The organism is Streptomyces sp. AcH 505 (assembly GCF_000818175.1).
GTDB lineage: Bacteria > Actinomycetota > Actinomycetes > Streptomycetales > Streptomycetaceae > Streptomyces.
Window position 1 is genome coordinate 1 of sequence record NZ_JTIY01000020.1, and the last position, 19,034, is coordinate 19,034.

Sequence of the window (19,034 nt, forward strand, 5' to 3'; positions counted from 1 at the left end):
TTTGTTTAACCCGCCATAGGCGGGTTTTTTGTTGCCCTTCGATGATTGCAAGGGCAGCCGCATGGACATTCTTACCAGGCAATTGCGCGAATGGCTTAAATTGATCGCGGGCGATGGCTTTGCCGCGTCAATTCTTGCTGCCGTCGCCGCGGTCTGTTTTCTCGCGTTCGGATTGGGCGTGGCCTACGACCTCGTCGGCGGCCTGCTTGTCCTCGGACTAGTCACCGCTATCTTCGAAGCGCGGTCGCGCGCGAAGAATCGAAGATAGCGCGATGCAAGCGTATCTGATCGTGTTCCTTGGCGCTGGCATCGGCGGTGCTTTCCGACATGGAGTCAACGTCTGGTCCGCTCGCGTCTTCGATCTGAATTTTCCCTACGGCACATTGATCGTCAACATCGTGGGGTCGCTGGCGATGGGTTTGATCGCCGGCTATTTCATGGCGAGCGGAAGCGCCTCCCAGCACTGGCGGTTGTTTCTCGCGACCGGCATTCTTGGCGGCTTCACTACCTTTTCGTCGTTCTCGCTCGACGTCGCCCTGCTTTATGAGCGCGGCGAGTTGGTGGTCCTCGCCTTTTACGTTCTGGCTTCGGTGTTGGCGTCTGCTACGGCGTTGTTCATCGGACTCTGGGCGACGCGGAGTTTAATTTCTTGAAAGGGTTACATCGGCAAAGGCATGTCGCGAGGGACGCCGTTTGGCCGACGCAAAGGAGCGCGCATGTCCTTTGACAATCCTGCTACGCAGCCATCGATCGACCGGCGTCTCGTCCTCGTCCGGCACGGCCAAAGCGAGGGAAATCTGAAGAGCATCTTCACTGGCTCGCGCGATCTCGGTCTGACGGAACGGGGAATTGCCGAAGCCAGCGGTGTTGCGCAACGGTTGCAAGCGTTGGATGTTCGGTTCGATATCGCCTTCACTTCAAGGCTTCGACGGGCATGGCAATCGTGTTCGATCATCCTGGAGAACATGGGGCAAGCCAATGTACGGCAGTGTCGCAATGCCGCACTCAACGAGCGAGACTACGGCGATCTCACCGGTCTGAACAAGGACGAGGCTCGAACGCGTTGGGGCGACGATCAAGTTCATCTGTGGCGCCGCTCCTATGATGTAGCGCCGCCGGGCGGAGAGAGCCTGAAGGATACGTCCGCACGAATATTGCCATTCTTCATCCAAACGATCTTGCCCGCAGTCATGCGTGGCGACAGGACGTTAGTTGTCGCCCATGGAAACAGCCTGCGCTCGCTGGTCATGGTTCTCGACAGGCTATCGCCCGAATCTGTCACCTCGGTCGAGTTCGCGACGGGCGATATTCATCTTCATCGCCTCGCTGCCGATACGACCGTCGCGCAAAGGCAAGTCTCACTGGCATCAGGTGAAACATGACATTTCCCACATTCGTATCGGCAATGCCGATCCAATGCTTCGCCCTCGATGCAATCGAGAAGAACGCGACCGCCATCGGTCGGCGACTCGACGCCGTCGCATGGGTTCGTAATCAGGAGGCCGAGTTCGATCGCGCGGCGCCTCCGATGGCGTATATCGGAAACTCCCAATGATCGAGGGAAAGTCGCACAAGTGGGCGCGCCAAACGAATATCGGGACGTCCTGTCTCGCTTGCATTGCGGCATCGAACCAGTTTTTGAAATTTCATCCGGTTGGCCGCGGCCTGACCTATACGACGAATGCGCTTCTCGTTTGCGCCGGGCTTGCCGGCGGTTGGGCCATCGGCCTTCAACTGGTCGGCAATGTTCACGTCGTCGAACCCGGGGTGCTTTACCGCTCCGCACAGTTGAACGGGCAGAAGTTGGCCGATGTGATGGACGCTTACGGCATCAAATCGGTGATCAATCTGCGCGGCGCAAATAGCGGGTCCTGGTGGTACGACAACGAAGTGGCGGTTACGACCGCACATGGAGCGTCTCACGCGGATGTTCGAATGTCGGCCCTACAGGATCCGGCGGATGCGACGATCGCTAAACTGATGGAGACGATGCGTACCGCGCCACGACCGATATTGATCCACTGTCAAAGCGGCTCCGATCGGACTGGGCTGGCGGCAGCCTTGTTTGAGCGGTTTGTCGAAAGGCGCCCTGCCGATATTGCAGCTCATCAAATCTCGTTCCGCTACGGGCATTTTCCCTGGCTCGGAAGCCGATCGATCGCCATGGACCGAACATACGGGCGGCTTTCGGCCGGTGGCTTGCCGAAACCTGAGTGATGTAATCGAGGCCGAGGCAGAAAACATGAAGCGAAGCAAGATGATGCTGAGATCGAGATTACGAACGGCTGGTACGCATTGACGGGCATCACCTCGAGCCGCTTCATCGATCCGAGAGGCCGCGGGGGAAAATCGCCCGGGGCAAACGCAACGCCTGAAGCAGGTATTCGTAAGGCCTCTCGATCAGCGGCAAGAGATGGGCTGTAACGTGCAGGTGAACGACCCTTGCCACGACAGCACCTGTGGCCGCGACAATGGCGGATCCGGCCATATCGAGGGGAAAGTGAACGCCCACGTAGATTCGAGCCCAGGCCGTCGCAAGACCAGCGAGGACCAGTGCCCATCCCCACCCGCGCTGTACTCGCGTGACGAGGAGACCGAAGCCGAAGATCCAAAGGAATGTAGTGTGATCGCTCGGAAACGAGCTGTCGGGCGAGTGGGCCAGAAGGGTATGGCCCAAGCCTATCGCGAAGGGGCGTGGATGATACCAGAGAAGGCTAATGGTCCAGCTCAGTGCAAACGCGGTCAGGAGTCCGGTCCCGATCGAAATCAACGCATCGCGTTGGTCGCGCGATCCCCGCACCCACAAGCAGACCGCCAAAACGGCAGCCACATAAACGAGATATTCCGCGGCTACCTTGGCGAACGCTATCGTTACGACATTCGCTGAAGCCGGGGCATTGAGGGCCAGAAAAAGTGCGGTATTCCAGGTTTCCATTGCGCCTCTCAGGAATGCGCCGGCATGGGCGCGGGAGGAAGGTTCAAGTCATCTTGTCCGAGATGGAGTGCCGGCTGAGACCAGAGCGAAATCGATGCCAATCTTGGCACTTTCGACGCCGACCGGCCATTCTTCGGAAAGACAAGTCATCACAATTTCCGAAGTTGCCAAGCATCGGCATCGTTCTCGAAGCACCTACCGACCGAAATAGATAAGATACAACTCAGCGTCCTTGCGTTCGTTTTTCATCGGATCGCGTTCGGGCGCTGTCCGCGAATTCTCACTGGAAGAATCAACGTGATCGTGGATTGGGCGCATGTTTGGCCATCGGTAATAGCGGCATTCCTGGCCTCGCTCGTTGAGTGCGTCGAGGCTCTGACCGTCGTGCTGGCGGTTGGCGCCGTTCGCGGCTGGAGCGCTGCATTGATTGGGAGCGGGACCGCGCTTGGCGTGCTGCTGGCTATCGTGATAGCTATCGGTCCAGCGCTCACGCGTATTCCGCTGGATGTGCTCCAACTCGCGGTCGGAGTGCTTCTGCTCCTCTTCGGAATGCGATGGCTCCGCAAGGCGATTCTGCGTTCCGCCGGCGTTATTCCTTTGCATGATGAGGACGCGATCTATTCCAGGCAAACGGAATCGCTGCGCAAGTTTGGGAAGCGTGGGCGGGGATGGGACAAGGTGGCTATCGCAACGGCCTTTAAGATCACGATGCTCGAGGGCATTGAGGTGGTTTTCATCGTTATCGCTGTCGGTTCCGGCGGCGTGGGCTTGCTTGTTCCAGCGAGCATGGGGGCGCTCGCCGCGCTGCTTGTCGTCGTGCTGCTTGGCTTTGTCGTTCACAAGCCCTTGGCGTCCATTCCCGAGAATACGCTGAAGTTTATGGTCGGGGTGTTGCTCTCCGCGTTTGGCACTTTCTGGGTCGGCGAAGGCATGGGACTTCGATGGCCCGGTCAGGATTGGTCGATCCTCGGTCTCGTCGCTGGCTTCCTGATCGTCGCATCGATCGCAACCCCGCTTTGCCGGATGCGCTCGGGCGCGCGCGGCACCGCGAAACGATAGGAGTTCCGCATGCGCTGGTTCAGGACGATCATTCGAGAGCTTTTCGGTTTGTTCGTGGATGACGGCAGCTTCGCTATCACAATCGTTGCTTGGCTTGGCATCGCGTGGCTTGTGCTGCCACGGCTGACGGCCGGTTCGGCCTGGGGTGGCGCAATCCTGTTCGCCGGTCTTGCTGCAATTCTCGCCGAGAGTGTCCGGCGGCATAGGGCCTAGGGATTTCGTCACGGCATGATCGATTATATCGACCGTCTGATGAGCGCCTTTCGGGCACGTCGCGAAGCGATCGAGCGTACATGGTCTTTCCTATTTTTCGCTATTCGCCCCAGTGAAGCGAACGCCGATACGCTTCTCCTTGCGCCAGATCACCCGGCAATGCTGCGGGCCGCTGTCCATTACCAGCGAAAAGACGTCGGGAATTCCGATCGGTGACGTCACGTCGAGCAAGGCGCCGTACTCGGAAAGATTCCGAACCGTGCAACTGATCGCGCCTCCATGGAACGAGATTGTCGCAGCCTTCAAGACCCGGCGGCGCGGTGTGGAACGATGCTCCTCCATTCCAGAACTCCTTCGGTGACGTCGGGCTTCTATTCCGCTATCAATCGAGTGCGCGAATTTCGGGGACTCGCGAATATGCGCCGGGATGCCGCCCCGGCCGCTGCGGAATGACGAGAATACAAACGGCGATGACGACGATGAGGGCTGCCGAGGCGGAAAAGTCGCCGACAGCAAGCCCCCCGGCGGCGACCGGCTTGTCAAGCGAGTTGGCGATTGTGGCGCCCAGCGGACGCGTCAGGATGAAAGCCGCCCAGAACAACGTGGTGCGGGACATTTTCGTGAAGAAATAAAGAACGGCGACGATTGCCAAGACGAGGGCAATCACAAGCGCGCTGCCGTTGTAACCGAGCCCGGTGTCATCGGCCATCCAGTCGCCGAGCGCCGTGCCGAGGGTCTGCGAGAACATGATGGTCGCCCAGTAGAACGCTTCGACTTTGGGCGACGTAACGGTTTCGACGGAGACGGAGCCGAGCGACCAATACCACAAGCCCAATGTCGCCATGACCATCGTGAAGAGCGACAGGGAGCCGCCAAGATAGCCAATGCCGAGCGAACGATCGACCAAATCGGCAAGCGTCGTTCCGGCGAGCGTGGTCGCCGTGATGGCTGCCCAGTACAGGAAGGGCTGAAATCGCATCGCCCTTATCTGAGCACCCACGGCCACAATCAATACGGTGGCAAAGATTGCGGTGCCGATCAGATAACCGAGACCCAACGTCAACGTCACCGCGTTGCCGCCCACCTCGCCCAGAGTGGTCGCGAATATCTTGACGACCCAGAATCCAAGCGTGATTGCCGGCACCTTGCTGGCTTCTGTGCTGAAGATTCTGTCCATGCGGCTTTCTCCGAAACGACGATGCAGATTGAACGACAAATTGACAAATTGAACGTGGGAGCCGTTCTCAGACGGCTACGGATCCTGCATCGCTCGACGCGCCAGGCTTGAAAATTTGCGAACGCTCATGAGGATCGCCATCGCTTGAGAGCCGACGCAGTAGCGTCACGCCGGATGCTTGCCCGCGCGCTGCGGCAACAGGATCAGGCACGCAAGGATGAAGGCTGCGATCACGGCCGATGCGAGCGGTCTGCTGAGACTGAGACCCCCGGCAGCGACCGGTTTATCGAGAAAGTCGCCAACCGTCGCGCCGAGCGGACGGGTCAGAATGAAGGCCGCCCAGAACAGCAGCACCCGCGACACGTTTGTGCGATAATAGAGTGCGACAACGACGGCCAGCCCGGCCGCAAAGACGAGAGCGCCCCCTTCATAGCCAAGGCCGCCGGTGTCGGCCAGCCAGTCGCCGAGCGCAGTCCCGAGGGTTTGCGAGAACGTGATCGCTCCCCAGTAAAACGCCTCGACCTTCGGCGTGGAGACGGTATTGACGGAGACGGTTCCTTCCGACCAGTACCAAAGCCCGAGGACGCTCACGAGACAGAGAAACAGCAGCGATGAGCCGCCGGTATAACCGATCCCGAGCGACCGGTCGGCGAAGTCGGCCATCGTGGTGCCGAAGGTGGTCGAGGCCACGATGGTCGCCCAGTAAAGAAAGGGGTGAAAGCGTTTCGCTACGATCTGTGCTATCACGAAGGCGATGAGCAGCACCGCGAACAAGGCTGTCCCCGCCAAATAACCCCAGTTCAGCGTCATGGTGACGGTGTCACCGCCGGTTTCGCCGAGCGTTGTGGCAAGAATTTTGATGATCCAGAAGCCGAGCGTGACTTCAGGGACTTTGCTCAATGCGAATTTCTGGGCTGGGGTCATGATTGCATTTCCGTTATGTAGCCGGCCACCCGGCGCGTGCGAGGACGCACCGGGTTTGTTCGTGGGACCATGCTGCGGGTCAGTCCGGATGGGGACCTTCTGTCTTGTTTTCGAGCACCTTGCCGCTCGCGGCATCGACGCCGACTTCCTGCGTCCGCGAGCCGTTCTTGATGTCGAACGAATAACGCAGGCCGCTGCCTCCGGATTCGCGCTCAAGCTCTTCGTCGGTGACTTTCCCGGGATGGGCCTTGAGGGCGGTTTCCCGGGCCTGCGTGATGGTGACCTTCGCTTGACCGGCAAGCTTTTGACCGGTGTAGGCCAGCGCTGGCACCATGAGCGCCAGCAAGATACCTGCGGCGCCCAAGGCGCCCAGGCGGTACGGGGTAGTCCTGATCATGTGTCTCTCCGATTCGCCCCCGCTTGCGGACGGATGCGCGACGCGTCGGCGACGGCCCGCTCCGATGAGGTGACCATGGCCCCGGAGACTGAGGACAGAATGAGCCTGGGTGCGGCGAGAAGAGAAAAGGGCGCTATGCCGGTAATGTGACACGCGCGAGAACGCCGGCTGCCCCGTCGGGGCGGTTCTCGACGGTCAGGACAAGACCATTGCGCTCGGCAATTCGCCGCGCGATCGCCAGCCCCAGACCGGTTCCCTCGACGTCCGGCGGCGACGCGCGATAGAACCGATCGAAGATGCGGGAAATGGCGCCGGGCGGCAAACCGGTACCCGTATCCAGAACCTCGACAACGCTTCGCCCGTCGCGCAGAGTCAGGGAAATGTCCACCTGCCCGCCAGATGGCGTGTACCGCACGGCGTTATCGATCAGATTTGCGAACAGAACGCGCAATTCCTCGACCGAACCATGCAGCGTCGCGGACGTCTCCATCTGGGCCCCGAGATCGATGCCCTTGTGTTCGGCCAGCACCACATGATCGCCGACGCAGTCAAGCAGCAGCGGACCCACCTCAACCGTTTCGCTGAGGGGTGCTACGGGCTCATCAAGGCGAGCCAGCCGCAGCAGTTGACCGACGAGGGCGCTCGCGCGCCTTACGCCCTGCGCAAGTGCCGCCTTGCCAGCTTCGAATTCCGCTCCGACCGAGCCGGAACTGTTGATCTTGAGGTTATCAACCTGGATTTGCATCGCGGCGAGCGGGGTGCGGAGTTCATGCGCCGCGTCGGAGAGAAATCGCTTCTGCGCTTCCACGGCGGCGCGCAGGCGCACGATCAGGCCGTTCATGCTTTCGACCAAGGGCGCCACTTCGATCGGAATTCCGGTGAGGGGAATGGCTGCGGCCGCCACCGCGCTTCGATTCGCAATATCCCGCGCCAGAGTGTCCAGCCGTCCAAGCATCCGGTTCAGCGCCCAACCGACGACGAGCCAGGACAGCGGTATGACGATCAGAATGGGCGCCGCGGCCCCCACGGCGGCACTTCGGGCAAATTCCTGACGAACCGTGTCGCGCTGCGCGACCTGCACGGTCCAGGTGTCGTTGTCCGTCGAATAGACCCGCCAGGGCTCGCCTGCGATGACGACATTTTCAAAGCCGGGCTTCCTCGGCCGCGCGATTTCGACGCCGCGAAGCGTGGTGTGGGCAACGACGCCGCGCTTCCAGATCGTTACCGCAATCTGATCTTCCGGATCCTGATCGCTGGCCGGCGGCGCGTCAGCATCGGGAAGACCCAAGCCGGCGTTGAGTGCGACCTGGCGTAACTGTCCGTCAAGAAAATCAGCAGCTTCGTCACGTGCAAGCTTGTAGGCGAGCAACATCGCGGCGGCGCCGACCAAGGCCAGAAGGACGGTCATCGAGACAAGGGTTGCTCGCCGGAGCGATACCGTCGTCATGATTTTTGTACCATCCAGCCCGCCCCCCTCACATTGAAGATGATGTTCTTCCCGAATTTGCGTCGAATGGAGTAGATCAGGGCATCGACCGCGTTGCTTTCCACCTCTTCTCCCCAGCCGTAAATACGCTCTTCCACCTGTGCGCGGGAAAGAATACGACCCGGGCGCTCCATCAAGGCGTGCATCAAAGCGTACTCGCGGGCAGGCAGAACTTGCCCGATGCCAGCATGCGACAACTCATGAGTCTCGGTGTTGAGCTCAATCGCGCCGGCCACCAAATAGGATGTCGCTCTGCCCGCCCGGCGGCGGAGGACTGCCCGCATTCTGGCGAGCAACTCCCGTGTCTCGAACGGTTTGACGAGATAGTCGTCCGCGCCGAGATCGAGCCCGGCCACCCGAGAATCAAGCCCGTCGCGCGCCGTGATGATCAGCACAGGTGTATCGAACCCCCGGCTCCGCGCCGCCTTCAAAAGATCGAAACCTTCAGCGCCCGGCAGCCCGAGGTCGAGCAGCACAATCGCATGTCCGCCATCGGCGAGCGCGGCTTCCGCCTCTCCGCCGGCGCGCACCCAATCCACCGACATGCCTTCCTCCGCAAGCGTCCGGGAAAGGCCCTCGCCGATCATCGCATCATCTTCCAAAAGCAGAACGCGCATCGCTAAACCCCGAACCTACAGGCACCGTACACACGAGAACCAGGTTCTATAGCTGGCGATAAACACAAAATATCACACTCCTCTTTCGCCGAATTCCAGTAACATTTTTCTTGGTTTGATAATGGCGCCGCCTGACCGCTATACCGAACCACTTCTGCACTTAGAATCTCGCGCGTCGCGGGAGACCCTCTCATCCGCCTTTTGCGAGACGGATCTACTCGGAACATGATCAGTCGCGGGGGGCCTGAGAATGACAGACTTATTTTGGAGCACCTGGGAAGTTATCTCGCTGATAGAGCAAGCGGTCGACCAAAGCGCCCTTCAAGATTGTCTTATAAGTATCGCCAATAGTTACGGGTTTGCTTCAGTATTTGGTGGAATCGTACCACCAGCTGATATGCAAAATTCAAGGACCGAGATTCGAACCCGCTCTATGGTGCAACATTTTCCCAAAGCCTGGGCGACCAGATACGTCGCTCAAAATTATCTTCCGCGCGACCCGATCGTTGGTCGCCTTCAAAAGGATCGAAATGCCTTTTCCTGGGCTGAAAGTTACAAGTCGTGTTCGGAGCCAGACAACGCGCGGATAATCGGAGGGGAAGCTGCCGACTTCGGGTTAGTCGAAGGCTTCGTGATCCCGGTCACGACGCTTGATCAGCGGTCAGCCGCATTGTCCTTCGGCGGAGCAAAGGACGATCTCAGCAGTAACGACCGATCAGCCCTTACGTTTCTTGCAAATTTTGCCATCGGGCATTGGTTGAGTTTGCGTCGTCCGAGATCAACGCGCAGCAATAAGCTTTCACCTCGTGAATTTGACTGTCTTCTCTGGGCTGGGGAGGGAAAAACCGATTGGGAAATCTCGGTCATTCTCGGCATTTCTCGACCGACGGTAGCGAAACACATCGCTTCCGCTCGCGAGAAACTTGATGCTGTTAACAAGACACATGCGATCGCAATCGCCATGCGTCTAAAGATTTTGGGCTAGGATCTCCGTCGCAAACTCCAGGAACATTTCAGTCACCCTCAGCGAGCGCGTTCAAACGCGTAGCAATCATATTTGCGATTCCTTTTAGAGATCGCTGGTAATATTCGCCCCTCAACTTCGCCTTTGGCCCTTGATTGATTGCAAGCTTGGCTTTTCGGCTTCGAGCTCACGCACGATTTTTTCCTGCTCCGCGCGAAGCTTCGCCAAGGCATCGGTCTGGATCAGGGATATTGGCAGCGGCTGCGCCGGATGTTCCGCGATCGCCTGCGCTGCCTCGACCGCCGCGGCCGCCTCTCGAGCTTCACGCGCCGCGGATTGTTGCGAGCCAACAACGATGGCCCTTTCCGCTTTCAATTCCTCTTGCGAAGTAGGATCAATACTCCCTCGCGCCTCCTGCCCCCGCTCGACGTCGATTGCACGATTCGCGAGACGCTCCGCAGATGTCGCTTCCCGTTCTTCCTTGACGCGGATTTCCTGGGCGTGCTCGATGAGCCGATCGGCGTTCGCGCCAACTACAGCCTCGACGTCCGCCGGGCTGAGTTGCTGTACGCCACGCTCCTGCAGGCGTTGCAGATCAATACGATTGGCGAGCGTTTCCAGGTAGCGCCCCGACGTTTCGCGAAATTGCGGCTTCGTCTCTCCATCTAAGAGATCGCTAGTCCGGGAGACCGCATCATTCATGATGCGTAAATCCTGGACCATCTGCTCCGATGTAATTGGCATCTCGCTCTCCCTGGTCAAAAACTCCACACGCTTGCCGATTGTGTGAAGGATGGCCCCAACGGTCTGCGCCATCAACAGCCGTTCGAGCATATCCTTTGCCATCCTGTTTGATGGCTGCTCCACCGCAACAGCCTTCCAGGCGACGATACTCTCGTTCACGACTTTGCGGTCGGGCGCTGACATCGGCAGGCGGATAGGGTTGGTTTTCGCCGTCCGGATCCGCTGCCGGGCATTGTCGATGAGACGCTGATTGGCGGGATCCGCGGCGTAGGCGCGATCGCGGGCTGCGCGTGCCGGGCGTGGCCGATCGGCGGCGTCGACGATCGCTTTGTCCTTCGGGCCATAACTTTGCGACGAGGCTCGCTCTTTCGCCGAGGTGGCGACAATCTTCAGGCCCTGCGCCTGCGCATGCTTTGCGTAGACCTCGCGCCACTCCGCAAAAGTGTCCCGATTGGGATGGATCTTCTGGCCGGATTCGTTCTTCACGGTGATGACGGCGTGAGCGTGGATGTGCCCGGAAGATTCCTTATCCGTGTGAACGCCAAACATGAATTTGTGATCGGCAAAGCGGTCGTGCAGGAAGGCGCGCGCTGCGTCGATCAAGGCCGCCACATCAGTTCCGGCCTTCGCCGAAATGATCATGTGCATGGTATCGCGCGCGGATTGCGATCGAAGCGACAGCCCCCATTCGCGGGCGGAAATCCGCGCATCCGCCACGTTGGACAGGCTCTTCCCGCGATCGTCGGTCGCCGGACCCCGCTCAATCAGCTTGTTGAGCCTGTAGGTGACGCCATCGCGGCCATGGCTCGTCGCCCCGGGCCGAATGACCACAGTCTCCGCATCAATGCCTGTGGCCGCTGCGATCCTGGCACGAACCGCGGCATCTGAAACGGAATCGAGACGGCGTGGTCTGGCGTCGTATTCCTGATCGGCGGCCTGAGCCTCTCGAATGCGGAACCGCTCCTTGCCGCTCCCGGCCATGGCCGCGACAACGTGCGCCTCGAGCTGTCCCTTATCGTCGACATCGATGCGGGTCGCGTGGCGATGTCCGGAGAACGCGGACGCGATCGCCTTCTCGTAAATCGCTCGGCCTTCGGTGTTATCTGCAACACCTGCAACCTTGAGACGGAATGCGCCGACGTCTTGGCTTTCCGCGCGCTTCGAAAAGTCGGTCGACCAGGCCTTCATCTCCTCGGCCACGGCCTCCCGGTCCGTCAACAGCCGCCCGTCATGGGTCTCAAGCGTAACATCCTCGCGCTGCACATACTGGCCGGTCGCCGTGGCGCGCGCGGCACCGCGCGCATAAGAAACCACCTTGATGACGGCAGGCTGGTAGCCGGCAGCGAGCTGCCGGGCTCGACCAAGGGGACCGCCCTGCCCTCCCCCGGTCGAGTTCACTCCGGCTCCAGCACCGGCGCTGCTTCCTCCGGAGATCGGGCCCCGCGCCCCACGCGAAGGTGAGGCCCCAGGGCCTGCGCCGGCACCTCCGCTCGCGGCCGGGATCGAGCGAGCCCGCTCCTCATCCCGCTCGCCCGTGATTGTCGCGCCGCGAATGATATCTTGTGCCGGCGGCATCTTGGGAAGCGGCGCGACGTGTACTTGCCGTGCGCCGACGTTATCGTCCAACCCGCCCGGCTGACGCGGCCGCCGACGTTCCGCGCGCGCCTCCGCGACTGCCCGACGCGCCGCCTCGACCTGTTCAAGCCACCAGACGATCTGTGCGGCACGGCTCAAGTCAATTCCTCGCCTGAGATCTCCGCCGGCAGCGCGAGCTTGGCCTCGCGACGTAGTTTCGACCCGTAGGCGACCGTCATCTCGGTCAGCTCGTCGTTGATCGCCGCGATGACCTCGTGCAGCCCTCGCCACACCGGCTCGGTGTCTTCGATGCGAACGGCTTGGCCGCGGTGAATCGCCTTGACGACTTGCGCGAGATTGCGGCCGACCATGCGCACCTGGCTCGCCAACTCCACAACAGCGCGCGTGTTTTCGGTCGACAAAGCGGGGCCTGCTTGGACGGAGGCGCGGATCAGCCGACGCACCACCTCGGCTTTCGGCAAGCCGAACAACGCGACGGCCTCCTGTAGACGCTGCTCATCCGTTTCGGACAGCTCGGTCCGAAGCCTCGGCTTGCGTCTCAGTCCTGCGGAGCCAGCCATCGGCGTCCCCACCCTCTTCCCGGTTGAGCGGCTCGTCGGTCGTCAGACCGGAGCCGAATACGCCGAGCGTTCTCTCAGGACGCCGGCGTCGCGCCAAAGCGCCTTCGGCTGCGCTCAGCAGCCGTTTCCCGGTTTGGCCCACAAACCGGTATCTTGTCAACCAATATCTAATACACTGAATGTTAGATGCTCAGGGCACGAAGGGCGCACGCGTCTGAAAGAGCTGTCCGAAGGAACTCTCCAACCTTATGGCGCGCAGTGCCTTCCATAAGCTCCCGATTGCGGCAATACCGCAATATGGCACTGCCGCGTTGTCTCATGTCGCGATTGCCGAACCACCCAAACACGGAAACACCGCGACTGGACAAGATCGCAATCCCGCAGAATGCGAACCCATCAATACCGTAACAACCGCTTCCGATATCGCGACAATGACGCAGCACCGCATTTGCGAAATGCCCGATTGGCCCATCAGCGCCTTGCGGCAAGGCGGCAATCGCGATCTACCGAAAAGAGATAATGCGTGATTGCCGAACGTTCATTATTTTGTATGTTGTCGTTCCACACACTAATTAGCGAAGCGCCGAACGGAGGTCCAAGTGCCAAGCATTTTCGCCGTGGCAAACCCGAAGGGTGGGAGCGGCAAGACGACCGTCGCGATCATCCTCGCCGGCGAGTTCGCCAAGCACGGCTATTCGGCCGCCATCGTCGATGCCGATCCGCAGGGGTCGTCTTACCAATGGCATGCGTCATCGATCGCGCGGGGCTTGAGCCCGCAGGGCGTGGACCTCGTGCGCGCGCCTGATGAAAAGGCCCTCGCCCCGGCGATCGATCGTCTGGACGGCTACGACGTCGTCGTGATCGACACCCCCGGCTATTATGGCGACGTCCTGATTCAGGCGACACTGCGAGCTGATCTCGTCGTCTTGCCTTGCAAGGTGCACACCTTCGATGCCTCGCAGGTCGTGCGCACCATCCGCAATCTCGAACAGCATGCGGCCAGTTCAACGCTGCCGATGAGCCAGCATCGCGTTCTGTTCAACGAATATGACAGCCTCGACAGAAACACCCGCCCCCTCAAGGAGGTCGTCGCCTATTTCGATGCAGAAAAAGTTCCCGTCTGCGCCAATGCCCTGTACCGGCGCGTCACCTATCGCACCATGACAAGTGGACACGGCACGTTGTACCAGATGAGCAACAAGGACGAATCGGTCCGCAAGGCCCGTTACAACGCCGATCAGGTCGTCCGCGAATTGCTCGCGGCAAGCCAGGGTGCCGGCGAGGGCGACAGCGCCGCATGACGGATCCCGCCTCTGCAGAGAAACCCGATCGTCCTCCCCTGCCCCGCGACGCGTTCCGCGCTCATCGCGTAAACACGGCGCCGACCGATACCCCCGCGGCAAAGCCGGTCGTCGTGACGCCTGCGTATGAAGATCAGGTCGCCGCGCCAGTAGCGCATTCGACGTCGACGGATAGCGCGTCCGCACGCACGCCGTCGCGCCCTCAGAAAGCCCGCGATCGAAATCCATTCGATGCCTATGGCGAGCGATCCTCATCGCGACCTTACGCGTTGCGCTTCCCCGATGCGATCGACCTTGTGGTCCGTCAAATGGCCGCCGAGGAGCGAACACATCCGCTTCGAATCATCGACCGCATTGTCTACGACCACCTCAAACGGATCGGCCGCTTGCCGCCGTCGCGCGAAACCTGACAGAGATGTCCGCGCTGAGGCCGCATGTTCGCGGCCACGCGACGCACCAAATGAGGGAAGCGACACAAGCAGGATCACCTTTACGAAAAGTCGTCCGGGAAGGAAGATGAGGGTGGGTCTCTGTCACGGGCAGCTTGCCCTTGCCGCCGAAGCGCCATGAGCATCGGCCAGACCGAGAATTTGCCCGCTGCGGCGCGCCGGGCCAGGATTCGGAGATAGCCTCCTGGATTCTTGATGGCGTTGCCCCGTTGCAGAATGGCCGAGAGCACTACACTGGCTTGTCCATCGCCCATTGCGATGCGGGCTTCCTCCCAGGCGCTTGGACTAATGCCGAGCATGGAACGAACGGTGGATGCGGTCGCAATGAGATCCTGCGGGGTGCGGATGCCACCGCGCGCATAGTCGACGATGTCGGGACAGAGTTCGACCACCATGCGAATAGGGATTGCGCTGGCGGTTCGAGCGTTGCTGGGGTCAGCCATCTCATGGGCGCCCGGTGCCGGGTCAGGTTCGGATGAACTAGGCTCCTCCGGGCTTGAGTTCTGAGTCCGATCGGCCGGTGAAGTTGGCGGGACGGGCTCGATCGGATCAAGATGTTGTTCGAGAGCTTTGACGATCGCTTTTGCCAAGCTCACCAGTTCGACAACGATGGGCTCAAGAATCTCACATTTCGGGACGCGAGGAAGCCGGGTCAGGATCTCTCGGAACGTCCGATGATAGGAGGCCCAATCGGCGGCGACGCCCTGCTCCACACCAGTTGCAATCATCTTGGCGATGTCACGCCGCGCCAAGGTCATCTGTTCGCGAAGAATGCCAAGCGCCTGGCGTTTGGCGATCGCGGCCTCGGCCAGAGCGGCGAATTCATCGGACCGGGCCACGATCGGCCCAAGATCGAAGCCAAAGGCCTGCTCGATATCGCCGGAGCTCGCCTTGCGTGCGTAGCGTTTGCCGTTCGGACTATCGCGTCGGAGAACGAGCCCGTGATCGACCAGCGCTGCAAGGTGGCGGCGCAACGTCGAGGCGGCCATTCCGTGGGCGCGTAACGCGAGAAGACGATTTGACGGGAATACGACGAGATCGGCGGCGCCGGCGGTCAACACCGTGTCAGGATGAAATGAGAGCAGCGCATTGAGAACCGCGAGTGTGCGGTCAGAAACCGGCAGCGATGTCCGTGCCTCGCAGATGTTTCGGAACACCTGCCATTTGTGTACGGGCTTGCCGTGGGGACAATCTCTGACGTCGCGCTGCACCTTTACGGTGCTGAGCGATAGCGGTCGCCGTCCAAACGGCGTGATCGGATTTTGGTCAAGCATCTCCATTCGCGTCCTCTCGTTGGGAGAGCGCGGGGCAAACAAAGACCGTGGCGTAAAAACGCGAGTCCTCTTGAACTGTCGGATGGCGCGGGCTAAAATGCCTTCATGCGTTAGGGGCATTGTTGGCGATTGGCATCGCCAGCCCGCTCATCCTCACGAGAGACCCGGCTCTGCCGGGTTTTTCTTTGTCCGAACGCACCTCTCTTGGTTGAATCGAATCTTGGTTGAATCGAATCCGTCTATTATATTGAATGTTGGTCTGCCGTCCAACGTGTAGGCTTGGCGGATCGACGGAACGGTTTGCGTTGGAAATGCGCGAGGAATCAGCGATGAGCGACAAGCGTTGCCGCCGAAAGGCAGCTCACGCAGCGCAAGGCAGCACCTTGCGGAGTGCGTTCCAGGCAGGATTGGAAGCGCTCAGGCTGGAATCGGGGCTGAGCCGGCGGGAATTCGCGGAGCAGCTCGGCATTCCGCGATCAAGCTACTTTCACTTGATGACGTCGGCGGCGAATCCTAGCCTCGATTACATCGAGCTCATCGCTGAGCGGGCGGGGGTCGATCCCTTGCGACTGCTGCGCCAATTGACCAATTCGGCCGGAGCCCGGCGCCCGGACATCAGGGATAGACACGCGGCAACGTGAGTCGTTTCAAAGACTTGCCTGTACAGTTTCCAACGTCCAATATACTGGACCTCGGGATTCGTGTATGTTCCCCGTCGTTTCCTCGCGTGGACCCGAAAGCCAGTCAAACGATGCCGCCTGTTCGCAAGCCGCTGCCCGTCGATCATTCGATCCTGAATGAGATGCTGGCGATCCGCCTGCAACAGCTCGAGATCGAAAACGGCGGCATGGAAGCCTTCCTGCCAAAGACGGGGTTGGCGCGCGGCACCTACTACACAATCGTGCGCGGCATCGGGAATCCAACGCTGAGGACGATGGAGCGGATTGCCTCGAGCCTGAACATGAGCGTGCTCGAGCTCTTAGGTTTCGAGGCCGCGGATGCGCGCCGCGCTCTTAAGAAAAGCGGCGTCAACTACGACGAGCTGGTCTCCGCAATCGGCAAGAAAAATCGGGCCGACCGCGGTCTCGCGCGGCAGACACGATCGCGAAAACTTCCTTCGTAGCGGACCGGATTCGCGTCGGGCGCCGGCCTTCAGGTAGGAGCGGCGGGGAGGCCGAAGCCTCCCCGGTATTCGCTATGCCGCGGCGCGTTCGCTGGCTTGCGCCAATCGGCCGAGCTCGTGAGCGATGAGATCGACCGTGTAGACCCGTTGGCCATCGCGTTCGAAGCTGCTCTGCCGAAGCCGTCCGCGCACATGGACCAGATCGCCCTTGCTGACGTGCTCGCTCACGTAGGACTGGATCGCCTTCGTGAAGATTGTGACCTCGTTCCAGTGCGCGTCGTCCCTCCACTGGCCTTTGTCGCCCTTGAATGGGTAGTTGGCGCAGATGCTGACGCGAAGGGTCTTGCCGACTTGCTTGATGGTTCCGACCCGACCGATGAGGGTGAATTCGGCGATATTGCGCATTGTCTTTCTCTCTTCTGTGGGGCTGTGCCCCGTTGCGATGGCGATCCGTTCATGGCCGGGAAGACGAAACAGAGCCGGAGCCGCCAGAGGCGAGCGGAGGGCAAGCGCAGCGCTGCGCCCCGGCCGGAGCCACGAATTTTGGCGCCGCAGGCGCATGCGCGAGGAATGCCGGTCGGGGTCCCCGCTTGCGGGGGAAACCGGCAGGGGAAAATTCTTGGCTCCAGGGGCCGACGTGCCGTCGACGGCCATAGGAATCCAGCCATGCAACCGGAGCAACAGCCCGAACGGGAGAACGACCTGCCATCGCCGCCAGTGCCCGGATCTTCGGTCGGCGCAACCAAAAGGACGGCCATGTGGGCATCGCGGCGTTTCGCACATTTGCCGACGGACGACATTTCGGAAGCGCCGACCTGTCCTGACGAGTACGATCGTCTTGGCGATTCCCAGGACGCGCACGGCCCGCGGCAGAGAGATCGAGCAGTGTGGAACGGCCGCGCAGTTTCAGTTTTCTGCGACACGCGGGTCGCTCGATCAACCGTTCGCAGTCAGGTGCGCCCATGGTCCAAGCTCGAGAACGCAGGGCAAAACGAGGATGTGGAGATGAGGCCGTCATCGCGTCACGCCCGGCGCTTTTCGTTGAGACGCGAATTGATCTGCGACATCAAAATCGGGCCGAGCGAAAATTCTCCGGCCTCCGCTTTCCGGGTCAGTCCGCGGAGATAGCCGCCGGCGGATCTGATCGCAGCGCCGCGCTGCAGGATGCACGCGACGACAATCGCAGCCGGCGTCTCGCCCAGCACAGTTTGCGCCTCTTCCCAGGCGCTCGGACTGATCCCCAGCATCGATCGAACCACTGCGGCGGTCGCGAGCAAATCCCGCCAGTTCGAAATCCCGCCCTTGGCGTAATCCACGATGTCTGGGCAAGCGTTCAGCACCATTCCCAACGGATACGTCCCTTCCGCCACCCTCGGTGGTTGAGGTTTGGGCTCCGCCCTCGCCGCCCTGCCTTCTCGAAGGCTAGGTTCAAGATCAATTAGGGGATCTGTATTTGAATTCTGTATGTGGCGCTCAGTATGGGACTCATTGGCGCTTGAATCAGTGGATTTGATGTGTGTTTCCAGAAGATTGAGGACGTCATCTGCAAGCTGTGACAGCTCTTCGGCGATCGGCTCGAGTTCTTGCCTCGTTGCGGTGCGTGGAATCTGATCGACGATCGAGCGGAAGGCGGCATGGACTTCCTGCCAATCGGCCGGCCCCTGCCCGTCTCGACGTGTCGGAACATCTTCCTCGATGCCGGTGGCGATCATCTTGGCAATGTCCCGCCGGCACAGCGTGATCCGCTCCCGGACAAGCTTGAGCGCCCGCGCTTCTGCCTCGATGTCGGCCGCCAGACTCTCGAACTCCTCCGATCGAACAACCAGTGGCGATATGTCGAAACCAAACGCCAGTTCGATCTCGCCGGCGCTGCCCTTACGCGCATAGCGCTTGCCGTTGGGGCTATCGCGCCGGACGACCAGGCCGGCATCGACGAGAACCGCGAGGTGACGCCGCAGTGTCGATGCCGGCATCCCATGCGCCCGCAGCGACAACTGATGGTTCGACGGGAAGACGATCAGGTCGTCTTCACCGGTAAGCGCGGTCTCGGGGTGGAAGGTCAGCAGCGCGTTCAAGACCGATAACGAGCGCTCGGAGACGCCCAGGCGCGGCCGCGCTGTGCAGATGGCATGAAAGATCTTCCATTTGTGTACGACCTTCTCGGGTGGCCGCGCGGTGGCCACCATTTGGCTTGCCACGTGGGCAAGCGTCAGCG

The 19,034-nt window shown here is 60.7% G+C and carries 25 protein-coding genes; 13 read left to right on the top strand and 12 right to left on the bottom strand.

Going from position 1 to position 19,034, the window contains the following annotated elements; all coding sequences use genetic code 11:
• The first annotated feature begins 61 nt into the window (after window positions 1-61).
• The 5 genes from HY68_RS38730 to HY68_RS41655 all read left to right on the top strand — a co-directional run bounded on the left by HY68_RS38730 (window position 62) and on the right by HY68_RS41655 (window position 2,217).
• Complete coding sequence (locus HY68_RS38730) at window positions 62-268, top strand: hypothetical protein (protein WP_042002409.1); 207 nt, start codon at window positions 62-64, stop codon at window positions 266-268.
• A 4-nt stretch (window positions 269-272) separates the two neighbouring features.
• Window positions 273-653, top strand: a complete 381-nt coding sequence (crcB, locus tag HY68_RS38735) for a fluoride efflux transporter CrcB (RefSeq protein ID WP_042002410.1) — start codon at window positions 273-275, stop codon at window positions 651-653.
• 63 nt (window positions 654-716) lie between these two features.
• Window positions 717-1,382: a 2,3-bisphosphoglycerate-dependent phosphoglycerate mutase gene (locus HY68_RS41650; protein WP_198533584.1), complete on the top strand. Its 666-nt coding sequence runs from the start codon at window positions 717-719 to the stop codon at window positions 1,380-1,382.
• Window positions 1,379-1,555, top strand: a complete 177-nt coding sequence (locus HY68_RS43270) for a hypothetical protein (RefSeq protein WP_157874602.1) — start codon at window positions 1,379-1,381, stop codon at window positions 1,553-1,555. Before HY68_RS41650 ends, HY68_RS43270 begins: the two co-directional genes overlap by 4 nt.
• A complete protein-coding gene (locus tag HY68_RS41655) occupies window positions 1,552-2,217 on the top strand; it encodes a tyrosine-protein phosphatase (RefSeq protein ID WP_078864244.1) in 666 nt (221 codons plus the stop codon). Before HY68_RS43270 ends, HY68_RS41655 begins: the two co-directional genes overlap by 4 nt.
• A 103-nt stretch (window positions 2,218-2,320) precedes the next feature.
• On the opposite strand, the gene HY68_RS38740 is transcribed toward HY68_RS41655, so the two are convergent.
• Complete coding sequence (locus HY68_RS38740) at window positions 2,321-2,935, bottom strand: undecaprenyl-diphosphatase (RefSeq protein WP_042002411.1); 615 nt, start codon at window positions 2,933-2,935, stop codon at window positions 2,321-2,323.
• A gap of 297 nt (window positions 2,936-3,232) precedes the next feature.
• Between HY68_RS38740 and HY68_RS38745 the strand changes: the two genes are divergently transcribed.
• On the top strand, window positions 3,233-3,994 hold the full coding sequence (locus tag HY68_RS38745; protein WP_078864245.1) for a TMEM165/GDT1 family protein: 762 nt from the start codon (window positions 3,233-3,235) through the stop codon (window positions 3,992-3,994).
• 9 nt (window positions 3,995-4,003) lie between these two features.
• Window positions 4,004-4,207, top strand: coding sequence for a hypothetical protein (locus HY68_RS38750; RefSeq protein ID WP_042002412.1), 204 nt, complete (start codon window positions 4,004-4,006; stop codon window positions 4,205-4,207).
• A gap of 90 nt (window positions 4,208-4,297) precedes the next feature.
• Here HY68_RS38750 and HY68_RS41660 read toward each other — a convergent pair whose 3' ends face one another.
• The 6 genes from HY68_RS41660 to HY68_RS38775 form a co-directional block, all read right to left on the bottom strand.
• Entirely contained in the window at window positions 4,298-4,549 is a 252-nt protein-coding gene (locus HY68_RS41660; RefSeq protein ID WP_078864246.1) for a PilZ domain-containing protein, read from the bottom strand.
• Window positions 4,550-4,589: 40 nt separating this feature from the next.
• Window positions 4,590-5,384, bottom strand: coding sequence for a membrane protein (locus HY68_RS38755; RefSeq protein WP_042002413.1), 795 nt, complete (start codon window positions 5,382-5,384; stop codon window positions 4,590-4,592).
• 165 nt (window positions 5,385-5,549) lie between these two features.
• Window positions 5,550-6,308 (bottom strand): membrane protein, encoded by a 759-nt coding sequence (locus tag HY68_RS38760; protein ID WP_042002414.1) that lies wholly within the window; start codon window positions 6,306-6,308, stop codon window positions 5,550-5,552.
• Window positions 6,309-6,387: 79 nt separating this feature from the next.
• Window positions 6,388-6,705, bottom strand: a complete 318-nt coding sequence (locus tag HY68_RS38765; RefSeq protein WP_042002415.1) for a PepSY domain-containing protein — start codon at window positions 6,703-6,705, stop codon at window positions 6,388-6,390.
• Between the two features lie 133 nt (window positions 6,706-6,838).
• Window positions 6,839-8,113, bottom strand: a complete 1,275-nt coding sequence (locus tag HY68_RS38770) for an ATP-binding protein (RefSeq protein ID WP_198533585.1) — start codon at window positions 8,111-8,113, stop codon at window positions 6,839-6,841.
• A 35-nt stretch (window positions 8,114-8,148) separates the two neighbouring features.
• A complete protein-coding gene (locus HY68_RS38775; protein WP_042002417.1) occupies window positions 8,149-8,808 on the bottom strand; it encodes a response regulator transcription factor in 660 nt (219 codons plus the stop codon).
• A 250-nt stretch (window positions 8,809-9,058) separates the two neighbouring features.
• Between HY68_RS38775 and HY68_RS41665 the strand changes: the two genes are divergently transcribed.
• Window positions 9,059-9,793: a LuxR family transcriptional regulator gene (locus tag HY68_RS41665; RefSeq protein WP_078864247.1), complete on the top strand. Its 735-nt coding sequence runs from the start codon at window positions 9,059-9,061 to the stop codon at window positions 9,791-9,793.
• A gap of 111 nt (window positions 9,794-9,904) precedes the next feature.
• Here the strand turns inward: HY68_RS41665 and HY68_RS38780 are convergent, their stop codons facing one another.
• Window positions 9,905-11,914, bottom strand: coding sequence for a relaxase/mobilization nuclease domain-containing protein (locus HY68_RS38780; protein WP_198533586.1), 2,010 nt, complete (start codon window positions 11,912-11,914; stop codon window positions 9,905-9,907).
• Between the two features lie 332 nt (window positions 11,915-12,246).
• Window positions 12,247-12,672 (bottom strand): hypothetical protein, encoded by a 426-nt coding sequence (locus HY68_RS38785; protein WP_042002419.1) that lies wholly within the window; start codon window positions 12,670-12,672, stop codon window positions 12,247-12,249.
• A gap of 248 nt (window positions 12,673-12,920) precedes the next feature.
• Here HY68_RS38785 and HY68_RS43275 point away from each other — a divergent pair, with 248 nt between their 5' ends.
• The 3 genes from HY68_RS43275 (at window position 12,921) to HY68_RS41670 (ending at window position 14,383) form a co-directional block, all read left to right on the top strand.
• Window positions 12,921-13,199: a hypothetical protein gene (locus HY68_RS43275; protein ID WP_157874603.1), complete on the top strand. Its 279-nt coding sequence runs from the start codon at window positions 12,921-12,923 to the stop codon at window positions 13,197-13,199.
• A gap of 72 nt (window positions 13,200-13,271) precedes the next feature.
• Window positions 13,272-13,973 (top strand): ParA family protein, encoded by a 702-nt coding sequence (locus HY68_RS38790; RefSeq protein ID WP_042002420.1) that lies wholly within the window; start codon window positions 13,272-13,274, stop codon window positions 13,971-13,973.
• Window positions 13,970-14,383 (top strand): hypothetical protein, encoded by a 414-nt coding sequence (locus HY68_RS41670; protein ID WP_078864248.1) that lies wholly within the window; start codon window positions 13,970-13,972, stop codon window positions 14,381-14,383. The genes HY68_RS38790 and HY68_RS41670 overlap by 4 nt, the downstream gene beginning before the upstream one ends.
• 80 nt (window positions 14,384-14,463) lie before the next feature.
• Here HY68_RS41670 and repC (HY68_RS41675) read toward each other — a convergent pair whose 3' ends face one another.
• Entirely contained in the window at window positions 14,464-15,702 is a 1,239-nt protein-coding gene (gene repC, locus HY68_RS41675; RefSeq protein WP_198533587.1) for a plasmid replication protein RepC, read from the bottom strand.
• A gap of 323 nt (window positions 15,703-16,025) precedes the next feature.
• On the opposite strand from repC (HY68_RS41675), the gene HY68_RS41680 reads away from it, so the two are divergent.
• Window positions 16,026-16,337 (top strand): helix-turn-helix transcriptional regulator, encoded by a 312-nt coding sequence (locus HY68_RS41680; protein WP_078864249.1) that lies wholly within the window; start codon window positions 16,026-16,028, stop codon window positions 16,335-16,337.
• Window positions 16,338-16,423: 86 nt separating this feature from the next.
• Window positions 16,424-16,819, top strand: coding sequence for a hypothetical protein (locus HY68_RS38795; protein ID WP_198533588.1), 396 nt, complete (start codon window positions 16,424-16,426; stop codon window positions 16,817-16,819).
• Window positions 16,820-16,891: 72 nt separating this feature from the next.
• Here HY68_RS38795 and HY68_RS44600 read toward each other — a convergent pair whose 3' ends face one another.
• Complete coding sequence (locus HY68_RS44600; RefSeq protein WP_042002422.1) at window positions 16,892-17,224, bottom strand: single-stranded DNA-binding protein; 333 nt, start codon at window positions 17,222-17,224, stop codon at window positions 16,892-16,894.
• 617 nt (window positions 17,225-17,841) lie between these two features.
• The coding region (gene repC / locus HY68_RS38805) for a plasmid replication protein RepC (RefSeq protein ID WP_198533590.1) at window positions 17,842-19,034 on the bottom strand (1,193 nt) is incomplete at its 5' end.